At 60.8% G+C, this 17,252-nt stretch carries 14 protein-coding genes; 10 read left to right on the top strand and 4 right to left on the bottom strand.

From position 1 onward, the window contains the following. Positions 1-5 precede the first annotated feature (5 nt). Positions 6-806, bottom strand: coding sequence for a transporter (locus tag ACZ5WW_RS10015; RefSeq protein ID WP_377164610.1), 801 nt, complete (start codon positions 804-806; stop codon positions 6-8). A 125-nt stretch (positions 807-931) separates the two neighbouring features. On the opposite strand from ACZ5WW_RS10015, the gene mntR reads away from it, so the two are divergent. The 9 genes from mntR to ACZ5WW_RS09970 all read left to right on the top strand — a co-directional run bounded on the left by mntR (position 932) and on the right by ACZ5WW_RS09970 (position 13,550). Further along, positions 932-1,381, top strand: coding sequence for a transcriptional regulator MntR (gene mntR, locus ACZ5WW_RS10010; RefSeq protein ID WP_377164612.1), 450 nt, complete (start codon positions 932-934; stop codon positions 1,379-1,381). Positions 1,382-1,471: 90 nt separating this feature from the next. Next, positions 1,472-1,792: a hypothetical protein gene (locus tag ACZ5WW_RS10005; protein WP_377164614.1), complete on the top strand. Its 321-nt coding sequence runs from the start codon at positions 1,472-1,474 to the stop codon at positions 1,790-1,792. A 195-nt stretch (positions 1,793-1,987) separates the two neighbouring features. Next, entirely contained in the window at positions 1,988-2,479 is a 492-nt protein-coding gene (locus tag ACZ5WW_RS10000; RefSeq protein ID WP_377164616.1) for a hypothetical protein, read from the top strand. A gap of 197 nt (positions 2,480-2,676) precedes the next feature. Beyond that, positions 2,677-4,014 carry a TolC family protein gene (locus tag ACZ5WW_RS09995; protein ID WP_377164618.1) on the top strand — a complete coding sequence of 446 codons (1,338 nt, stop codon included), beginning with the start codon at positions 2,677-2,679 and terminating at the stop codon, positions 4,012-4,014. A 17-nt stretch (positions 4,015-4,031) separates the two neighbouring features. Beyond that, on the top strand, positions 4,032-5,207 hold the full coding sequence (locus ACZ5WW_RS09990) for an efflux RND transporter periplasmic adaptor subunit (RefSeq protein ID WP_377164620.1): 1,176 nt from the start codon (positions 4,032-4,034) through the stop codon (positions 5,205-5,207). Between the two features lie 5 nt (positions 5,208-5,212). After that, positions 5,213-8,425 carry an efflux RND transporter permease subunit gene (locus ACZ5WW_RS09985; RefSeq protein WP_377164622.1) on the top strand — a complete coding sequence of 1,071 codons (3,213 nt, stop codon included), beginning with the start codon at positions 5,213-5,215 and terminating at the stop codon, positions 8,423-8,425. A 68-nt stretch (positions 8,426-8,493) separates the two neighbouring features. Then, complete coding sequence (locus ACZ5WW_RS09980; protein WP_377164624.1) at positions 8,494-9,000, top strand: hypothetical protein; 507 nt, start codon at positions 8,494-8,496, stop codon at positions 8,998-9,000. A gap of 109 nt (positions 9,001-9,109) precedes the next feature. Next, complete coding sequence (locus ACZ5WW_RS09975; protein ID WP_377164626.1) at positions 9,110-10,360, top strand: TolC family protein; 1,251 nt, start codon at positions 9,110-9,112, stop codon at positions 10,358-10,360. Positions 10,361-10,397: 37 nt separating this feature from the next. Beyond that, positions 10,398-13,550 (top strand): efflux RND transporter permease subunit, encoded by a 3,153-nt coding sequence (locus tag ACZ5WW_RS09970; RefSeq protein WP_377164628.1) that lies wholly within the window; start codon positions 10,398-10,400, stop codon positions 13,548-13,550. On the opposite strand, the gene ACZ5WW_RS09965 is transcribed toward ACZ5WW_RS09970, so the two are convergent. Next, entirely contained in the window at positions 13,541-14,128 is a 588-nt protein-coding gene (locus tag ACZ5WW_RS09965; RefSeq protein ID WP_377164630.1) for a septal ring lytic transglycosylase RlpA family protein, read from the bottom strand. The two genes, ACZ5WW_RS09970 and ACZ5WW_RS09965, sit on opposite strands and share 10 nt — an antisense overlap. A 62-nt stretch (positions 14,129-14,190) precedes the next feature. Between ACZ5WW_RS09965 and ACZ5WW_RS09960 the strand changes: the two genes are divergently transcribed. Then, positions 14,191-15,168: an alpha/beta hydrolase gene (locus tag ACZ5WW_RS09960; RefSeq protein ID WP_377164632.1), complete on the top strand. Its 978-nt coding sequence runs from the start codon at positions 14,191-14,193 to the stop codon at positions 15,166-15,168. Positions 15,169-15,174: 6 nt separating this feature from the next. Here ACZ5WW_RS09960 and ACZ5WW_RS09955 read toward each other — a convergent pair whose 3' ends face one another. Beyond that, entirely contained in the window at positions 15,175-16,251 is a 1,077-nt protein-coding gene (locus tag ACZ5WW_RS09955) for a hypothetical protein (RefSeq protein ID WP_377164634.1), read from the bottom strand. Positions 16,252-16,254: 3 nt separating this feature from the next. Next, positions 16,255-17,169, bottom strand: coding sequence for a DUF2167 domain-containing protein (locus ACZ5WW_RS09950; protein ID WP_377164636.1), 915 nt, complete (start codon positions 17,167-17,169; stop codon positions 16,255-16,257). Positions 17,170-17,252 lie beyond the last annotated feature (83 nt).

The following is a 17,252-nucleotide window of genomic DNA, read 5'->3' as shown; positions in this document are numbered from 1 at the left end:
TTGAATTAAAAGCGGAAAGAGACGCCGACAAAGGGATTGATGGCCTCCTGGGCGTTGTAGTACCAGTTTACGCCGGCGTCGAACTTCAGGTTGGATGTGACGAGATAGCTGAGGCCGCCGTCCAGCGAGGACTGCCAGTAGCGCCCTTCATCCGTGAGGTAGCCCTGGTACGTCTCCACATAGAAGCCGATTTTTTCAGTCAGGTCGCGCCCGATGGCGATGGTGAAGGCGGGCTCAAAATAGCGCGTCTGGTGGTCTGTGACGGCCATGGAGAGGAAGATGCTGGAGCCGAGTTCCCAGCCGCCACCGATGTCGAGCTCCTGATTGATTGTGAGGCCGTACTCCCAGCAGTCATTTCCCAGCCCCTTGGTGGCGGTGGGGGCTTTCGCCCATGGCAGCAGAGCCAGGGCGTAGGGGCCTTCGTCGTTCCCCACCAGACCGGTTTTCATCCGCAGGTACAAGTCCCCGCTGCCGTTGTTTTTGCCGATCAGCACGCTGTCCGCGTCTTCACTGCGGTGCAGCAGCCGTGGCGCCCAGCCGATCTGCAGGTCCGTGTTGTGGGTGATCCCGTATTTGAAAATAAAGTCGCAGAAGGAGGTGTCATCAGACCTCTCCCCCGCCTGCCGGGTGCGGCTGAAGGAGATGAGGTTGCTTTCCACCTGAAACCAGCCCTTCGGCACGGTGTGGGCGGACTCCGTTTGGTCCGGGCGGTCGGTGCTCAGTTCGCGCACGGGGGGCTGCTCTTCGGCGCCGAAGACGGCGCTGGCGACAAAGAGTGAGGTGAGAAAAGTGATGTTTGCGCGCATTATAAAAATTAGTCTGGGCTAAAAACATCAGGCCGGGAAAATGGCAAGCGGAATTTTAGCCCAGGCTAACTTTGGGCGCGGAATGATTCGCTTTCCCTGCACCGGGGCGTGGGCTAAAAGTCTGCATGCCCGCCAAGCGTCAAGAAACCACCGCGCATGTCCATTCGCCCGCCATCGAGGATTATCTGGAGCAGATCCATAATCTCATCGAAGGGAAGGGGTATGCCCGTGTCGTGGACATCGCCAAAAACCTGGGCATTTCCCAGGCCAGCGTGACCAACATGATCCAGAAGCTGGATGCGGAAGGCTTTGTGGTGTATGAACGGTACCGTGGCGTGGTCCTGACGGATGAAGGGCGCAAGGTCGGTGCTGAGATCGCACGTCGGCATGAGGTTTTGACACGTCTGCTGGCGGGGTTTGGGCTCGATCCCCAAACCGTGCATGAAGATGTGGAGGGCATGGAGCACCACATCAGCCGCCAGACCCTGGATGTTTTGACCCTTCTGATGGAAGAGCTGGAGGGGAACGCCGTTCTGATGCGCAAGCTGAGACGAAAGCTCGCTGGCCTGGGGTGAATATAGGGCTTTTTTTTCTTGGCAAAATAATTAAAAGCCTGTGATAGCCACCATGACATCCGATCGTTAAATCCGCCTACCGACTCTTTCATGCGCTGGTACTTGTACATCTCATCAATTCTGATCCTGCTGACATTCGGCTCGGAGTTGTGTGCCCTGGCCTCAGGCTCGGCGGCACTGAAGGTGACTTCCCACCTGGTGCTGGCCCTGGATGAAGACGATGTGGAAATGAAGATCAGCGGTCTGCGTGATCACGCAGACCCGGAATGGGATCCGTTCATGCTGAGCAGAATGGATCTGATGGCGCACTGCGTCAGGACAGAGCTGGTGTTGTCGCTTGAAAAAGCGGCCATCTCCAAGGCCTGCCCCGGCGTGCGCCGCCATCGCCTGTTGTGCAGGGAGTGCTGTTGAGGCTGAAGGCCAAATGCCGGCAACGCCTCGGCATTGCCTAAAATAGGCATAGGGATTGCTGTGCACCGGCTTCTAAGCGGGTGGTTTGCATCAGCTTCCATGACTTTCATCATCGTGCATGGGCCGGTCCGGTCTCACTCTGTCCATGCCGTAGCTTTCTCCAGCTTGAGACCCTCACTCTTCCTTTTTTCTTCCATGAAAACCATCCTTTCCATTTTCCTCGGCCTGCTGCTGACCGGCGTTGCGTCTGCCGGCTCTGTCATGCTCAACGTCAAGGCGGCCAGTGAAAACAAGACCGCCGACAAAAAACAGGCCGAAGTCACCCGCGCCTACTGGCTCAATGTGCGGGTCACCAACCCCTCTGGCGCCAAGCTGGAAGGCGTGACCTTGAGGTGGACGCTGTTCGCCGCCAACCTGCGCCGTGGTTCAGACACCATCGTGGTGGAAAAGTCCGGAGACATGAAGATCTCCGTGGACGCCAACGGCAGGTATGCGGATGTGGCCACGCCCAAGGTGGCGTTTGTTTTCACCCCCATGCACACGGAGAGAAGCGGCAGAAGGTCCGTCAAGACCGTCGAGGAGTCCGGGCACCGCTATCATGGCTTTCACGTGCAGGTGCTGAATGGAGATGCCGTGCTCGCAGACTTCTGGAGCAACGAGGCGCTGCGGAAAAACCAGCTCAAGTAACCCCTCCGGGCACGGGTTTCCTAGAACGAGCGATAAAATAAACACCCTCCCATTTGAACTCTTTCTGTCGGGCTGCCAGCTGCTGGCATTCCGCGGGAGAGCTGCTCTGCCTGCCTGCCTGAAATACAACAATGATTGCGCTGTATCGAATGACTCATAACTTACCTAGCTCAAGGTCATTGATGCCGCCACGACACATGAAAACCTGTCTTCATCTCCTTCTGTTGATGCTGTTCTTGAAACTTCGGGCGACCGCCGCAGAAGCACCTGTGGCACCGGAGGGCCCCTCTGCGGAGCGTCTGGCTGAACTGACCAAACTCACTTCCCGAAAAACATCGATCAAGCTGGAGGATTACCTAAACAAGGTGGCGGCATCGAACCTTGGGTATGCTGCGCAACGTTACAATGTCACGATTGCTGAGACAGCGATTGCCGCCGCCAAGGTGTTTCAAAATCCGGTCTTGCAGTTTAACAATGGGAAAGACCTGACACACACCGGGGCACAATCTCTGCCAGGCTACTACCAGACAAGCATTTCCCAAACTTTTGAAACAGGCGGCAAGAGAGCGAAGCGCTGGCTTGTAGCCCGAAAAAATTATGCTGCGACCTCCGCTTCGCTGCAAAGCTTTCTGCAGAACCTTCGCCTGGACGCCTCTGCTGCGTATGCGGATGCAATCTTCATGGGTCAGGTGGCAGCCCAGTTCCAGCGCACCGCCACGCTGCTGAGGGAACTGTTGCAGGCCCAGCAGGAAAGACAAAAGGCCGGAGACATCAGCGATGTGGATCTGCTGCAAACAAGGGTGGAAGTCCGCCAGTTTGAGGCGGAGCTGCTGGATGCGCAGGCCCAGGCCAAAAATGCGGAACTGGGGCTCAACGCATTTTTGGGGCCGCAGTTTGCCAGCACTCACTGGCAGCCGGTGGGAGCTCTGGATGTGGCGCCGCAAAATACGGATCTCTTCAAACTGCTTTCCAGCGCCATCAAAAACCGGCCGGACCTGATAGCAATGCGTTATCTTCGTGATGCGGCGCAGGCCGGCATCAATTTGGAGAAGGCCAAGCGTATTCCAGATGTCACCATCGGAGCTATCTGGCAGCAGAGCACTCCCTCGTACAACGACGTTTCTCCGCAGCCGATTTATAACATGGGCGGGGTGATGTTCTCCATCCCGCTGCCAGTCTGGAACCGGAACAAAAGCGGGATAGCCGCTTCCCAAGCCATGGCACAGCAGGCGCAGCTCAACCTTGAAAATGCCGAAGTTCAGGCAGGAGTGGATGTGCGGCAGGCGCTTTCCCTCTACGGCATCGCTCGTGAAAGAGTGGAGCTCTACAAGGCCGGGGTGCTGAAGGACGTGGACTCCGCGCTGGAGAAGCGTGTGGTCAGCTACAAACGAGGCGGCTCATCGCTCCTCGAACTGCTCGATGCCCAGCGCAAGGCCAACGAGGTCTGGCAGAGCTTCTACACCGCCCAAAGCGACCACGCCCGTGCGGTCATCGAGCTGCATCGCGCCGCAGGCATCTGGATCATCCACTTTTGACCCCAACCCTATTTCTCATGCAAATCGTCAGACACTCATGGCTTTTGGTGCTGCTCATCGCATCATGCAAACCGGCCGCAGTTGTGGAGCCAGATCCTTACCCGCTGAAAGTGGAGCGCAATCACCTTCTTTTTACTGCAGGGGATCCGCAGCTCAAGGCCATCGGTGTCCAGCCGGCCCGGGAAAAAGACGAAGTGGTGCTGCACCTGACCGGCAAGCTGGTCTGGAACGAGGACGTCACGACCAATGTCTTTTCCCCCCTCGCCGGGCGCGTGGCCAGCATCAAAGGCGCACGCGGGCAGAAGGTGGCGGTGGGAGATGAGCTGGCGCGCATCACCTCTCCGGATTTCGGCCAGGCCCAGGCAGATGCCGTCAAGTCTGAGACGGATCTGGCGCTGGCCAAACGCGTGCTGGAGCGCACCCAGGACTTGTTCAAGCAGGGTGTGCTCCCTCAGAAGGAGCTCGACTCGGCGGACACAGCCTTCCGTGACGCCCAGTCCGAGCGCGATCGTGCGGTCGAGCGGCTGGCCGTGTGGGGCGGGCGTGGCGGCGATGTGAACGGTTCCTTTGCGCTGAAAGCCCCCATGGGAGGCGTCATTGTTGACCGCAACGTGCAGCCGGGCCAGGAAGTGAGGTCTGACCAGATGCTCGCCGGCATGGCCGTGGTGGCGGCCCCGCTTTTCATCATCTCGGATCCCGAATCCCTGTGGGTCCACCTGGATGTGAGCGAGCAGGATCTGTCAAACCTGCAGGTCGGGCAGAAGCTGGAGATTCGCTCACGTGCCTATGGGGACCAGGTTTTCCCCGGAGTGCTCACGGTGATCGGCCAGTCGCTGAACCCTGAAACGCGCACCGTGGTGGCCAAAGGCACGGTGGCCAATCCGAAGAAGCTGCTGAAGGCGCAGATGTATGTGGACGTCAACGTAATCACCCACGTGCCCAAAATGCCGCAGGTGCCCATCAAGGCGGTGTTCCTGAGGGAGGGAAAGGCCTGCGTCTTTGTGCGCAAATCTGAAAGCGACTTTGAAATGCGGCAGATCACCACGGCTGCGGAAGACGCCGGGCATGTCTTTGTCAGCAAGGGGCTCGCTGCGGGCGAGGAGGTCGTCTCCGAAGGTGCGCTGGTTCTGGAGAGCCTGCTGGACGCCAATACCAGCACCGCCAACGCCGGCGCCGAGAAGGCCGAACATTGATCGCCATGGGCACGCTCACCAAATACGTTCTTAAACACCGGCCCATCGCCTTCGCGCTGATGGTGCTGTTTGTGCTCGCCGGGGCGCTGGCCTTCAACCGCCTGCCGGTGGAGGCCTATCCGGACGTCACCAACGTCTCCGTGCAGATCATCACGCTGCTCCCCGGGCGCGCCGCAGAGGAGGTGGAGCGCCTGGTGACGGTGCCCATCGAGAATGCCATGAACAGCATTCCCAAGCGCTCGTCGATCCGCTCCGTCTCCCTCTTTGGTCTTTCTCAGGTCACCATCGTTTTTGATGACGACGCGGACCGCGCCTACTGCCGGAACATGGCTTTCCAGCTGCTCTCCAGCGTCAGCCTGCCGCCGGATGCGGACACGCGGCTCTCGCCGGACACCACCCCTGTGGGCGAGATCTACCGCTACACGCTCGATGCGCCGCGGAGCATGCTCTCCACAGAGCTGCGTGCCGTGCAGGACTGGATCGTCGAGCGCCAGCTGCGCACGGTTTCAGGCGTGGTCGATGTCATCGGCTTTGGCGGCGCCACCAAGCAGTACCAGGTGCTGATCGACCCGATGAAGCTGCTCTCATACGACATCTCGCTGCGCCAGGTGCTGGATGCCCTCTCTGCGGGCAATAAAAATGCCGGAGGTGCCTACATTGAGCACGGGCCGGAGATGTTCATCGTCCGCGGTCTCGGCTTTGTGCAGTCGCTGGAGGACATCGGCCAGATCGCGGTGGAGACGCGCGGAGGCACGCCCATTCGCGTGCGGGACCTGGGGCGCGTTTTGATCGGCGAGCAACTGCGGCTCGGCAGGGTGGGCCGCAACATCCCGGCTGAGAACTACGACCTCGATGACGCCATCGAGGGGATTGTGATGCTCCGCAAAGGCGAGAACGCCATGGAAGTCCTCGAGCGTGTGCGTGACAAGATCGACATCATCAACACCAAGTTTCTGCCGGCCGGGGTGCACATCCACATGCACTATGACCGCACCAATCTGATCAACCGCACACTGCACACGGTGCATAAAAACATGGCGGACGGCATCGGGCTTGTGCTGCTCGTTCTCATTCTTTTCCTCGGGCTGGGAAACATCCGCTCCGCGCTTGTGGTTGCTGCCGTCGTGCCTCTCTCGCTTCTGGGCGCCTTCTCCATGCTCGACTTGCGCGGCATCCCCGCAAACCTCATCTCCATGGGGGCCATCGACTTCGGCATCATTGTGGACTCCGCCGTGGTGGTGATCGAGGACCTGCTGCGCATGATGCATGAGCGGCGGGACAAGAAGGAGTCCCTCTTCAAGCTGCTGCCCAAGGCGGTGGGGCAGATGGGGCGGCCCATCCTCTTTTCCAAGGCCATTCTCCTCACGGCCTTCCTTCCGCTTTACACGATGCAGCGTGTGGAGGGCAAAATCTTCAAGCCCATGGCGCTGACCCTGACGTTTGCGCTGGTTGCAGGCACCATTCTTGCCCTCACGATTGTGCCGCTGCTGGCCAGCTACGCGCTCAAGAAGGGGCCGGGGGAGCATGAATCCTGGCTCGTGCGCATTCTCGTGCGCATGTACCGCCCCTCGCTCGACTGGGCGCTCAAGCATGGCCGGACGATCGTTTTCAGCGGCGTCATCATGCTGGCGGTCGCCGGAGTCGTCTCCTCGCATACGGGCACGGAATTCCTCCCCAAGCTCGATGAGGGCTCCCTCTACATCCGTTCCTTCCTGCCGCAGACCATTGCGCCTTCGGAGTCCGCAAAGATCATGCGCCGCATGCGTGCCGTGCTGGCCTCTTTTCCGGAGTCCAGGTCCATCATCACCCAAAACGGCAGGCCCGACGACGGCACGGACGTCAACGGTTTTGATGTGAGCGAAACTTCAGTGGATCTTTACCCGCGTGAGGAGTGGAAGACCGCCAAGGACCGGGACGGCCTCGTCAAAGCCATGAAGGCCAGGCTCAATGTCGAAGTGCCCGGAGTTCAGTTCCAGTTCAGCCAGATCATCGAGGACAATGTCAACGAGGCCATCTCAGGTGTGAAGTCGGAGCTGAGTGTGAAAATCTTTGGTGACGAGCCTGAGAAGCTCCAGCAGCTCGCGGATCAGATCGTGGACATCCTCAATACTGTCCCCGGTGCCGCAGATGTGGGCACCGACCGTCTTATGGGGCAGCCGCAGGTCCAGATTGCGGTGGATCGCACCGCCATCTCGCGTGCAGGATTGTCGATGACGGATGTGCAGTCGGTCATTGAGACTTCCATGGGCGGTTCCGTTGCCACCAAAGTGCTGGAAGGCGAGCGCACCTTTGATCTCGTCGTCAAAATGATCCCGCGTTCGGTTGCCAGCATTGATGGCATTCGCCGCATCCCTGTGTCGGGCTCCGACGGTGAGCGCCTGACGCTGGGGGCCGTGGCCTCTGTGGAGGTGAAGCCCGGGTTCGCCCGCATCTATCGCGAAGAAAACGCCCGTCTCACGGCGGTGAAGCTCGCCGTGCGTGGCCGCGATCTGGGAACGCTGGTGGCCGAGGCACAGCAGAAAGTGAACGCCCAGGTCGTGCTCCCCAAGGGATTTCGGCTGGAGTGGACGGGGGCCTTTGAAAACCAGCAGCGCGCCGTGAAACGCCTGATCTTGGTCGTGCCCATCACGCTCATCGCCATTTTCTTCCTGCTCTTCACCGCGTTTGATTCCGCGAAGCTCGCCACGCTCATCCTGCTGAACGTGCCTTTCGCTGCCGTGGGTGGCATCCTGGTTCTGCCGCTCGCGGGGCTGGCCATGTCTGTCTCGGCCCTGGTGGGCTTCATCGCCCTTTTTGGCGTCTCGGTGCAGAACGGGGTGCTCCTCGTCGAGCGCATCCGCGAATTGCGCAAGGAAGGCATGCGCATGGCGGAGGCTGTCCGGGAGGGGGCCATCAGCCGTGTCCGGCCGGTGGTGATGACGGCCGCCATGGCTGCTCTGGGCCTGCTGCCTGCGGCCTTGTCCCATGCCGTCGGTGCGGAAACCGCCCGCCCCTTCGCCTGTGTCATTATCGGGGGGCTGGTGACCGCCACCCTGCTCACGCTTTTCATCCTGCCGGTGCTCTACCCGCATTTTGATGCCGGAGAAGAAGGCCTGCACAGTCAGTACGTCCTTATCGAAGGCCCCGATCACCAGCCATTTTTGTCGTGGGGTAAAAAGAAAGGTTCGGAAAAGAGAAGCTCGGAAAAGCCGGAGGACCGTCCACCCGCGGACGGCTGATACCCGCCTCTCTTTTTGTGCTAGATTGCCCTTGTAGGATATGTTATACAATTATCCTCCAATCTGACATGCGCGCACACCGCCATCACTCCAGGCCTCTCACCAGGCTGGTGCATCTGCTGCTGCTGGCAGGCTGGCTGCTTTCCTCTCAGGGAATAGCGCCGGCCATCTGCATGGCGGCGGCTTTGATCGATGGTGACCATGCCGTCAAGGTGGGCGTCTCGAATGAGGAGGGGCTGACCGTCGTCCTCTCCCATGCGGGTAAATCCACGGCCGAGCTCTCCCGCCACCAGCATGATGCCCTGTGCAGGTTTTTGATGGCCTTTGCGGTGACGCCTGAATCTTCCGCCTCGGACCACATCCTGGCCTTCAAGTCTGTCGATGAGGCTTCACGGGCCCAGCAGCAGCAGCAGTCGCCCACGCAAGGCATCGCCCAGACCGTCATTCCGGTGACGGTTCTTGACTGCCGCTTTGCCAGACCTTCGCCAGATCAGGCCGTGGCAGCGCGGCTTCTGAGAGGCTCTTGGTCGCACGGCCTTGCGCTCAGATCAGGCCGGACAGTCATGCGCTGTTGAGAAAATGGCTTTGAAATCCTGCATCCGCACCTGCGGGCAGTGTTGGCATGTGTCGCGGATGACTCCGCATACTCAGTCTGTTTTCGAATCCATTTTCCTTTTTACGCGCATGAAATTTCCCTCCCTCGTTTCCTTTTTCTTTGTTTTGCTTTTGGCCTCCCGCTCTGGCGGCGCGGAGCCTGTCTCAGTCAATTCACTCGTCCTCAAGGCTCTCGCCACGCACCCTGAGCTGCGTTATTACGAGGCTCAGATCGACGTTGCCCGTGGTGGCAAAACCAAGGCGGGGGAGATCAAAAACCCCGACATGATGGTCGGCGTCGGCAACTGGCATTTGCGGGACCTCGCCACCACCCAGGTCAGCGATGGCCCCACCTGGGCGGTGCAGCTCACGCAGACTTTTGACTGGCCGGGACGCCTCTCCCTGCGCAAGGCCATCGCACAAAAAGACATCGAGCTGGCCCAGCTCGGCTTTGCCCAGTTCCGTGCGGCTCTGGCCGGGCGGGTGCGCACCATCGCCTGGAAGCTGCTGGCCGCCCAGGAGCAGACCCGTGCCGCCGAAGAGGTGGCAAAGCGCTTCCAATCCCTCGCCTCCGTGCTGCTCCAGCGCGACCCCGCCGGCGCTGCTCCGCGACTTGAGGCACGCATCATCCAGGCCAGTGCTCTCACGCTCGGCGCTGAAGCCACACTGGCCCGCAATGAACTCGCCGCCGCACGCTTTGAGCTGAACCAGCTCCTGGGCGAAAAAGCCGAGCACCCGCTTGAGCTCCGCATGGAAGATCTGGTGCTCAACCCGCCGCCCGCGCTCGAGTTTCTGCTGGCTGAGGCACGTCGCAAAAACTTCGCACTGCGTGCCCGTTTCATTGATGTGGAGCAGCAGGGCTACCATGTGGAGCTCGCGAAAAACGAGCGCTGGCCTTCCATCACCGTGCAGCCCTACATGCAGAAGCAGACGACCCTCACCCGCGAAACGCAGGTGGGCATCGGCGTTTCCATTCCGCTGCCTTTGTGGAACCGCAACAAGGGCGCGATCGACGCCGCAAAAGCCAGGGAAGTGCAGGCGGAGGTCATGCTCACCGCGCAAATGCGCCAGCTCGAGCGTGATGTCGCCGCCCAGGCAAGCCATTACCGCATCCACACGGAGGAGCTCGCCAAATGGCCCGCAGACACCCTCGAGAGCTTTCGCAAGGCTGCCGCTGAAGCCGATGAGCATTATCGCCTGGGGGCGCTGCCGCTGGCGACTTACACCGAGCTGCAACGCCAGTACATCGCCTCCGTCAAGGCGGTGCTCACCTCGCAGCTTGGCGCTGTGGACGCACGTCTGCAGCTTGAGCAGCTCACGGGCGGCTCCCTCGCGGAGTAGGCTGGTCGCATTATTTTGAAACACTCTTTCTGCGGCCATGCTCAATTTCATTCTCGACTTCTCCGTCCGCCAGCGTGCCCTCGTGCTGCTGGGGGCTTTTGGCCTGCTCGGTGCGGGCTTGTATTCTCTCATGCACCTGCCCATCGACGCCGTGCCGGATCTCACCGGCCCGCAGGTGCAGGTAAACGTCGCTGTGCCTGCCCTCGCACCCGAGGAATCCGAACGCGCCGTCACCCGCCCCATCGAAATGGCGCTTTCCGGCATGCCCGGGGTGCTGGATTCGCGCTCTCTCACCAAGTTTGGCCTCAGCCAGGTCACGATCCAATTTGAAGACGACGCGGACATATTTCGTGCACGCCAGCTCGTCACCGAACGGCTGACCGCCGTGATGCGCGATCTGCCACCGGGCAGTTCGCTCAGCCTCGCCCCCATCAGCACGGGGCTCGGTGAAATATTCTACTACACCCTTCACTGGAAAAAGGGGGCCAAGGAGAAGCCAGCCGATGAACGCGAAGGCCTCATGCGCCTCTGGGAAACGCACGAATACGTGGTAAAACCCCACCTGCGCGTCGTGCAAGGGGTGGCGGAAATCAACAGCAACGGCGGGCATCAGCGACAGGTCACGGTCGAGCCCATCCTCGATAAATTAAAGTCGGCGAACATGACCGTGGGCGAACTCGCCGCCATCATTCGTGGCAATGTCGAAAACGCCGGCGGTGGTGTCATCAATCGTGGAGACGAACAGCTCACCATTCGCAGTGTCGGCCGCGTCAGCACGGCGGAGGAAATCGCCCAGCTGCCAATCAAGTTTGGTGCCGCCATCGAGCCGCTGCGGGTGAAGGACGTGGCCAAGGTCCAGTGGGGCGCCGGCTTCCGCGGCGGTGCGGCCACCATGGACGGGGAGGAGGTCGTGCTCGGCACCGTGATGATGCTTATGGGACAGAACGCACGTGTCGTCTGTCATCGCGTGGCACCACGGCTTGAGGAGTTGAAGGAAAAGCTGCCTGCAGGCATGGATGTAACCGTCGTGTACGAGCGGTCTGATCTCGTCGAGGCCACCGTTGGCACCGTGGAAAAAAATCTCCTCGAAGGCGCCGTGCTCGTCATTGTCGTCCTGCTCCTCCTTCTCGGAAACTGGCGCGCGGCTTTGATCGTGGCGCTGGCCATTCCGCTCTCGTTCCTCTTCGCCATCTGTGGCATGGTGCAGGGTGGCTGGTCTGGCAATCTGATGAGTCTTGGCGCGGTCGATTTTGGTCTGATCATCGACGGTGCTGTGGTCATGGTGGAAAACATCATTCGCAGGATCGGCGTCAAGCAGCATCACCTCGGACGTATTCTCACCAAAGAAGAGCGTTCACGCGAAGTGCTCGCCGGCAGCAAGCAGATGGCCAGCCCGATGTTTTTCGGCGTGCTCATCATCACCATCGTTTATCTGCCGATCCTGACGCTCACGGGCACCGAAGGAAAAATGTTCCGCCCCATGGCGGTGACGGTGATTTTTGCGCTCGCCGGAGCCCTGCTGCTGGCGCTGACGCTCATGCCCGCGATGTGCTCGTTCTTCCTCGGCGGGAATGTCGCGGAAAAAGACAACTGGATCATCTCAGCTCTCAATCGCGTGTTCCAGCCCATGCTGCGTGCCGCCATCAAAATGCGTGGGGCGGTGGTGCTTCTGGCCGTCGCCTTCTTTGCTTTCTGCGGCTGGCGGTTCAGCACACTGGGGGCCGAGTTCGTTCCCAAGCTGGATGAAGGCTCCATCGCCGGGATGATCTACCGCAAAGTCGGCATGAGCCTCAAGGAGTCTCTGCATGAGGACCTCGTGCTCGGCAGGATGGTGCGCGAAAAGTTTCCACAGGTCACCTGCTTTTTCTCCCGCAGTGGCACCAGCGAAGTCGCCACCGATCCGATGCCGCCCAATGAAACGGATTTCTACATCTTCTACACACCCGTGTCCGAGTGGCCCAAAGGGCCCGGCCTTCCCACTAACAAGGCCGAGCTTTGTGCAGCCATCGAGAAGGAGGCGCTCAGTGAGCACGAAGACCAGACCATCGAATTCGGCCAGCCGATCGAGACACGCTTCAATGAAATGATGGAAGGTTCCAAGGCCGAGCTCACCGTGCGCATCTATGGCATCGAATTCGACATGCTCGAAAAGCTTGCCAGCCAGATTCGTGACATCATCAACAACACTCCGGGCGGATCCGCCGAGCTTGAAACAGACGGTCGCACCAGCACCGTCGTCATGCAGGTGAAGCGCGACATCCTCACCAAGTACAACGTTCCTCTGGCCGAGCTCAATCATGCCGTCTCAGCCGGCCTCGGCGGGGAGGTGTCCGGCCAGGTCGTCGAAGGCAATCGCAAGCGCGACATCGTCGTGCGCCTTCCGGAGGAGGAGCGCGCCAAGGAGGAGATCATGAAGAGCCTGCCGCTGCGTGTTGGCGACTTCGGCATGCTCTCGCTGGGAGATGCGGTGGACATTCACACCGAGAAAACCGTGGAACCCATCCGTCACAGCCGCACGCAGCGCCGTGCCGCGTTGCTCGTCGGTGTGAAGGGGCGAGACATGGAAGGCTTCGTTAATGAAGCGAGCGCGCGCATTAAAAAAGAAGTGACCTTCCCCGAGGGCTACAGCTTCGAGTTCGGCGGCACTTTTAAAAACCTCCAGGAAGCTCGTGCTCGTCTCCTCATCGTGGTGCCCACCGCCTTGGCGCTCATTCTGATGCTCATCTTCTTCGCCTTCGGCAGCATCCGCCAGACACTCCTCGTCGCCACGGGTATCCCGCTCGCGCTGACTGGCGGCATCATTGCCTTGGAGCTGCGCGGCATGCCCTTCAGCATCACCGCCGCCGTCGGTTTCATTGCGCTGAGCGGCGTCGCCGTCCTCAACGGACTCGTGCTGGTGAACTACTTCAACGAGCTGCGGGAGGAGGGCATGAGCGTCCGTGATGCCGTCCTCACAGGCGTCGCCACCCGCTTGCGACCCGTCATGATGACCGCCCTCGTTGCCGCTCTGGGCTTCGTCCCCATGGCGCTCGCCCACGGTGCCGGTGCAGAGGTTCAGCGCCCTCTGGCCACCGTCGTCATTGGTGGCATCATCAGCTCCACATTGCTCACGTTGCTGCTGCTCCCCATGCTCTATGACTGGATCGAGCGCAAAGCGAAGACCCCGGAGCCGTCAGCCGGTCAACGATAGCCGGGCGGCGGTGGTGGAATGCCCGCAGGCGGCGCGCTGGTGCCGTAGCCTGCGGGTGGGACTGTGCCAGCCTTGTTTGGATAAGACGGGGTTTTGGGCGCGGGAGGGGCTCCGTAGTAGCTGCCAGAAGCAGGGTAGCCCGCAGGCGGGGCCGAGGTGTAGGTGCTTGCAGGCGCGGTGTTGTAACTGCCCGCGGTGGCAGGACCGCCCGCCACCGTCTTGGCGGTCACCGTCACATCCCCCAGCTGCTGGTAGGGAATCTGAAGTTCCTGGGCTGCGGCACGGGAGAGATTGATGACCCGGTTCGGGTAAGACGGGAAGCGGTCGTTCACCGTCACATTGACCGTGCGGCCGTTGTAGTTGTTCTTCACCTTGACCACCGTGCCAAATGGCAGCGTGTTGTGCGCAGCCGTCCAGCCCATGGGCTGATAAATGGCCCCTGAGCTCGTGTAGCGGCCTGCATACTGCTCCGCGATGTAGGAGGCGTAGCCACGCACCTGATAGGCGGGCTTGGCGCAGCTGGCCAGCAGAGCGGGCAGCACGATGGCAAAGACTCGAAGAGGCACTGAATATTTCATGATCTGCTGTTTTGCAGCATAACAAGATTGGCACCCGGCACAATCTTGCTCATCATCGCCTGGTGAAAAGAAAACGAATCGTGCTCGGCGGTGTGTTCCTGCTGGTGCCATTTCTGGCGGGCTGGCTGGCCGCAGACCAGATGGCGCATCCCCCTCGCAGGCCGTTGCAGGATTATCATCGGGAGTTCCTCGCGGACCCCGCCGCCCATGGGGTCCTGCTGAGGCCTCTGACCTGTGCTGACGGCACTCCCTGCCTCGTATGCGAGCCAGCTCCGCATGGAGCCCTGGGGAAGCGTGGGCTGGTGATCCGGGAACAGCTGCTCCAGAAAGGGCTCACCCTCGTGGCTCCGGGCAGTGTGGTGGGCACTCTGGTGCTTGTGCATGGCCGCCGGGGCCGGAAGGAGGACTACCTCCTGGTTGCAGAGCGTTTCTGTGCAGCAGGCTTCCGCTGCATTCTGCCAGACCTTCCCGCGCATGGGGAGCATCAGGGAGAGACAGCCTGCTTTGGTGTCAGGGAGGGGCACTTGCCGGCAATGGTTTTGCAGGAGGCGGCGGCGAAGTTTGGATTCAACCCTCAGCCTGCTGGCATCATGGGCATGTCGATGGGTGGGGCCGTCAGTGTGCGTGCACTCTCGCAGGAGGGCGCACCGTGGCGTGCCGCCGTGCTGGTTTCGACTTTTGATTCGCTGGACCACGTCGTCCGTCATCAGACGGCAGGCTGGGCCGGCGAGGCGCTCGGCTCGGTATGGAGCCGCATCACCGGCTGGTTTTACCAATGCCAGACGGATGTGGCCATCAGCGCAGCGAACTCTGCGGCTCTGGCTCCCCGCTTAAAATGCCCGGTGCTGGTCGCCCATGGCACTTCAGACCGTGTGATACCCGTCGAGTGTGGAAGGCATCTCTACGAGGCTTTGCCCCAGGGGCTGGAAAAGCGCTGGGTGGAGATCCCCGGCGCCGACCACGACAATGTGCTGATCACAGATTTTCCCATCTACGCAGAGATGGCGGAGTGGATGCTGCGCCACGTTCCCAATCCGTGATGCGGCTTATGTCGCTGGCTGCCTCAGCTCCACCCCGCCGCAATCGGCGCAGGAGGTGACACCGCTCTGGTATTCCGCCCTGCATCGCGGGCAGGTGGGCAGCTTCGTCTCAGCAGGCGGATCGTAATCAGTCTCCGCAACACCTTCACTCTGGAAAAATGACCGCAGCGCTTCGGCCTCAGGCGTGAGAGGGGCGTTTTCAGACCAGCCGGGCGTGTAACGGCTTTCACGCCAAAACTGCCGTGCATGTTCGAGCCATGGCTTCTCATCCAGCAGGCTGCGCCAGGCGAGCGGGTGCGGAGGTTCGGCATCCGTGCTCAGATTCACGCTGTCAAAGGCCCTCATCGTCAGCTGCGGCAGGAAGACGATGCCCAGCGCACGCCAGCGGCGGTGGGGAATCAGGGCGGCGTTTTTCCGGGTGTTCCGCAGAAACAGCCATGACTGGATGAACTGTAGCAGCAGCAGCACGCCTGCGGCGGCGAGCACGGGCAGACTGTCTCCAAAGCGGTGGTAAAGGACGCTGAGGACGCCGAAACACCACATGAAATGGGTCGTTGCCAGCAGGCGCAGCGCGCGGCTCTGACCCGCCGAAGCCGCAGCACTCTGGCTGGCAGACTTGACGTCGAGGCTCGCTCGCGCGTGCTTGAGAAAGGCCTTCCTCCGCTGTTCGGGTTTCAGGCCTTGCCATTCAGCAAGCCGCTGCCGCCAGACCTCGGCCAGTGCGGCTGAGGGCAGGCGCACGCGGCAGCCTGTGCCAAGATGCAGCAGGTTTTCCTCCACACGCAGGGCCAGTTGCTCCCACGGCACATAGGTGCTCACGCTGTCGGTCAGTCTCACACGCAGTGAGTCATGATCAGGTGCAAATATCCAGGGCAGCGCCAGGGCATGCGCCCTCATCGGTGGCAGCGGGGAGAGCAGCAGCGGAGAGCCGCCGCCGAGTTGCAGCTTCATCCATGGCCGCAGGGTGCTCCAGCCTTTGTTTCCTGTGCCCGCAGCCATCCATGCAGTGGCAGGCACCAGGCGCAGGCACTCCATGAGGTAGAGCAGCACAAAGACTGCGAGAAGCGTCTGGCCGTCGGTCATGCCCTATTCGCTGGGTGGCTGTTCGCGCGCGCCGAAGAGTTTGCCGAGCAGCTTTTTCAAACCCGCCAGCACACCAACCACCAGCAGGATGGCAGCCTTGCCCAGCTTGGCGAAGAAGATCCCGATTTTGCCAAACAAACCCATTTTGGCCGCAGCAAACGCACCCGTGCCGGCGACGAGTGCCGTCAGGCCGTATTCGGCCACCTTGTCCCCTTTGCGGAACTCGGCGTAGCGCTGGCCTTCGACATAGGAGAAGCCTTGCATGACACGCTGAAATTCAGCCAGCAGAGGCTGGAATTCCTCAGGCCCGCACACGAGCTGCACCTGCATCGAGCCCGTGCGGCCCAGCAGCCGCGTCTCGTAGTTCACCGACTCGCCGCCTTTGCCGTCCAGGCTTTGGATCCTCACCGCCCACTCGAGTGTCTTGGTCGTGTCGTTAAACCGCGGTGGCATGGCCCAGCCCAAGATGGCGAGCTGAGGGATGCCCCGCTCCTTGCGCACTTCATTGGACTCCGCCAGCCGCTCACGGCGGAGTTTGAGCAGCTCGTCTGCATTGATGTCATTTTTCTCGTCATCCTTCACATGGCCGGAGTCATCATAGCTGAAGATGATCCATGGGCCGAACCCTTCGGTGGTGAGCATGCCGGAGGCGGAGGACTGGGGCAGATTGCCAAACAGCTCCAGCACACGGCTGGTGCCGCTGCCGTGGGTGAAGCGGTAGCCTTTCGGAATGGCGATCTTCGCGACGCCTCCCAGATCTCCCGCGCCTTCACGCACCCACCCCACCTTCTCCATGGCATCCAGCAGCTTTTTTTCTTCCTCATTGGCATTTTGATCGCCCGGTTGCTGTGCCTGGATTGAGGGTAGGACTGCCAGCAAAATCAGCAGCACGGCGCGAGGGAAGAATGAAGACTTCATGCAGGCGCAGTTTCGCAGGGGCTGAGGGAGATCGTCAAGGCGAGGTTTTTACCAGATTCGTAATTGGCAGAGGATGCCTTAGG

It is taken from the genome of Prosthecobacter fluviatilis (assembly GCF_055388355.1).
Note: the sequence above shows the minus strand (reverse complement) of the source record. Positions and strands in the feature narration are given on the sequence as shown.

What these genes read in the sequence shown, in the direction of transcription:
- ACZ5WW_RS09980 (WP_377164624.1), top strand. Translation starts at nt 8,494, where the DNA reads ATGCGCGCACACCGCCATCACTCCAGGCCTCTCACCAGGCTGGTGCAT.
- ACZ5WW_RS09975 (WP_377164626.1), top strand. Translation starts at nt 9,110, where the DNA reads ATGAAATTTCCCTCCCTCGTTTCCTTTTTCTTTGTTTTGCTTTTGGCC.
- ACZ5WW_RS09950 (WP_377164636.1), bottom strand. Translation starts at nt 17,169, where the DNA reads ATGAAGTCTTCATTCTTCCCTCGCGCCGTGCTGCTGATTTTGCTGGCA.
- ACZ5WW_RS10015 (WP_377164610.1), bottom strand. Translation starts at nt 806, where the DNA reads ATGCGCGCAAACATCACTTTTCTCACCTCACTCTTTGTCGCCAGCGCC.
- ACZ5WW_RS09995 (WP_377164618.1), top strand. Translation starts at nt 2,677, where the DNA reads ATGAAAACCTGTCTTCATCTCCTTCTGTTGATGCTGTTCTTGAAACTT.
- ACZ5WW_RS09970 (WP_377164628.1), top strand. Translation starts at nt 10,398, where the DNA reads ATGCTCAATTTCATTCTCGACTTCTCCGTCCGCCAGCGTGCCCTCGTG.
- ACZ5WW_RS09965 (WP_377164630.1), bottom strand. Translation starts at nt 14,128, where the DNA reads ATGAAATATTCAGTGCCTCTTCGAGTCTTTGCCATCGTGCTGCCCGCT.
- ACZ5WW_RS10005 (WP_377164614.1), top strand. Translation starts at nt 1,472, where the DNA reads ATGCGCTGGTACTTGTACATCTCATCAATTCTGATCCTGCTGACATTC.
- mntR (WP_377164612.1), top strand. Translation starts at nt 932, where the DNA reads ATGCCCGCCAAGCGTCAAGAAACCACCGCGCATGTCCATTCGCCCGCC.
- ACZ5WW_RS09985 (WP_377164622.1), top strand. Translation starts at nt 5,213, where the DNA reads ATGGGCACGCTCACCAAATACGTTCTTAAACACCGGCCCATCGCCTTC.
- ACZ5WW_RS10000 (WP_377164616.1), top strand. Translation starts at nt 1,988, where the DNA reads ATGAAAACCATCCTTTCCATTTTCCTCGGCCTGCTGCTGACCGGCGTT.
- ACZ5WW_RS09955 (WP_377164634.1), bottom strand. Translation starts at nt 16,251, where the DNA reads ATGACCGACGGCCAGACGCTTCTCGCAGTCTTTGTGCTGCTCTACCTC.
- ACZ5WW_RS09990 (WP_377164620.1), top strand. Translation starts at nt 4,032, where the DNA reads ATGCAAATCGTCAGACACTCATGGCTTTTGGTGCTGCTCATCGCATCA.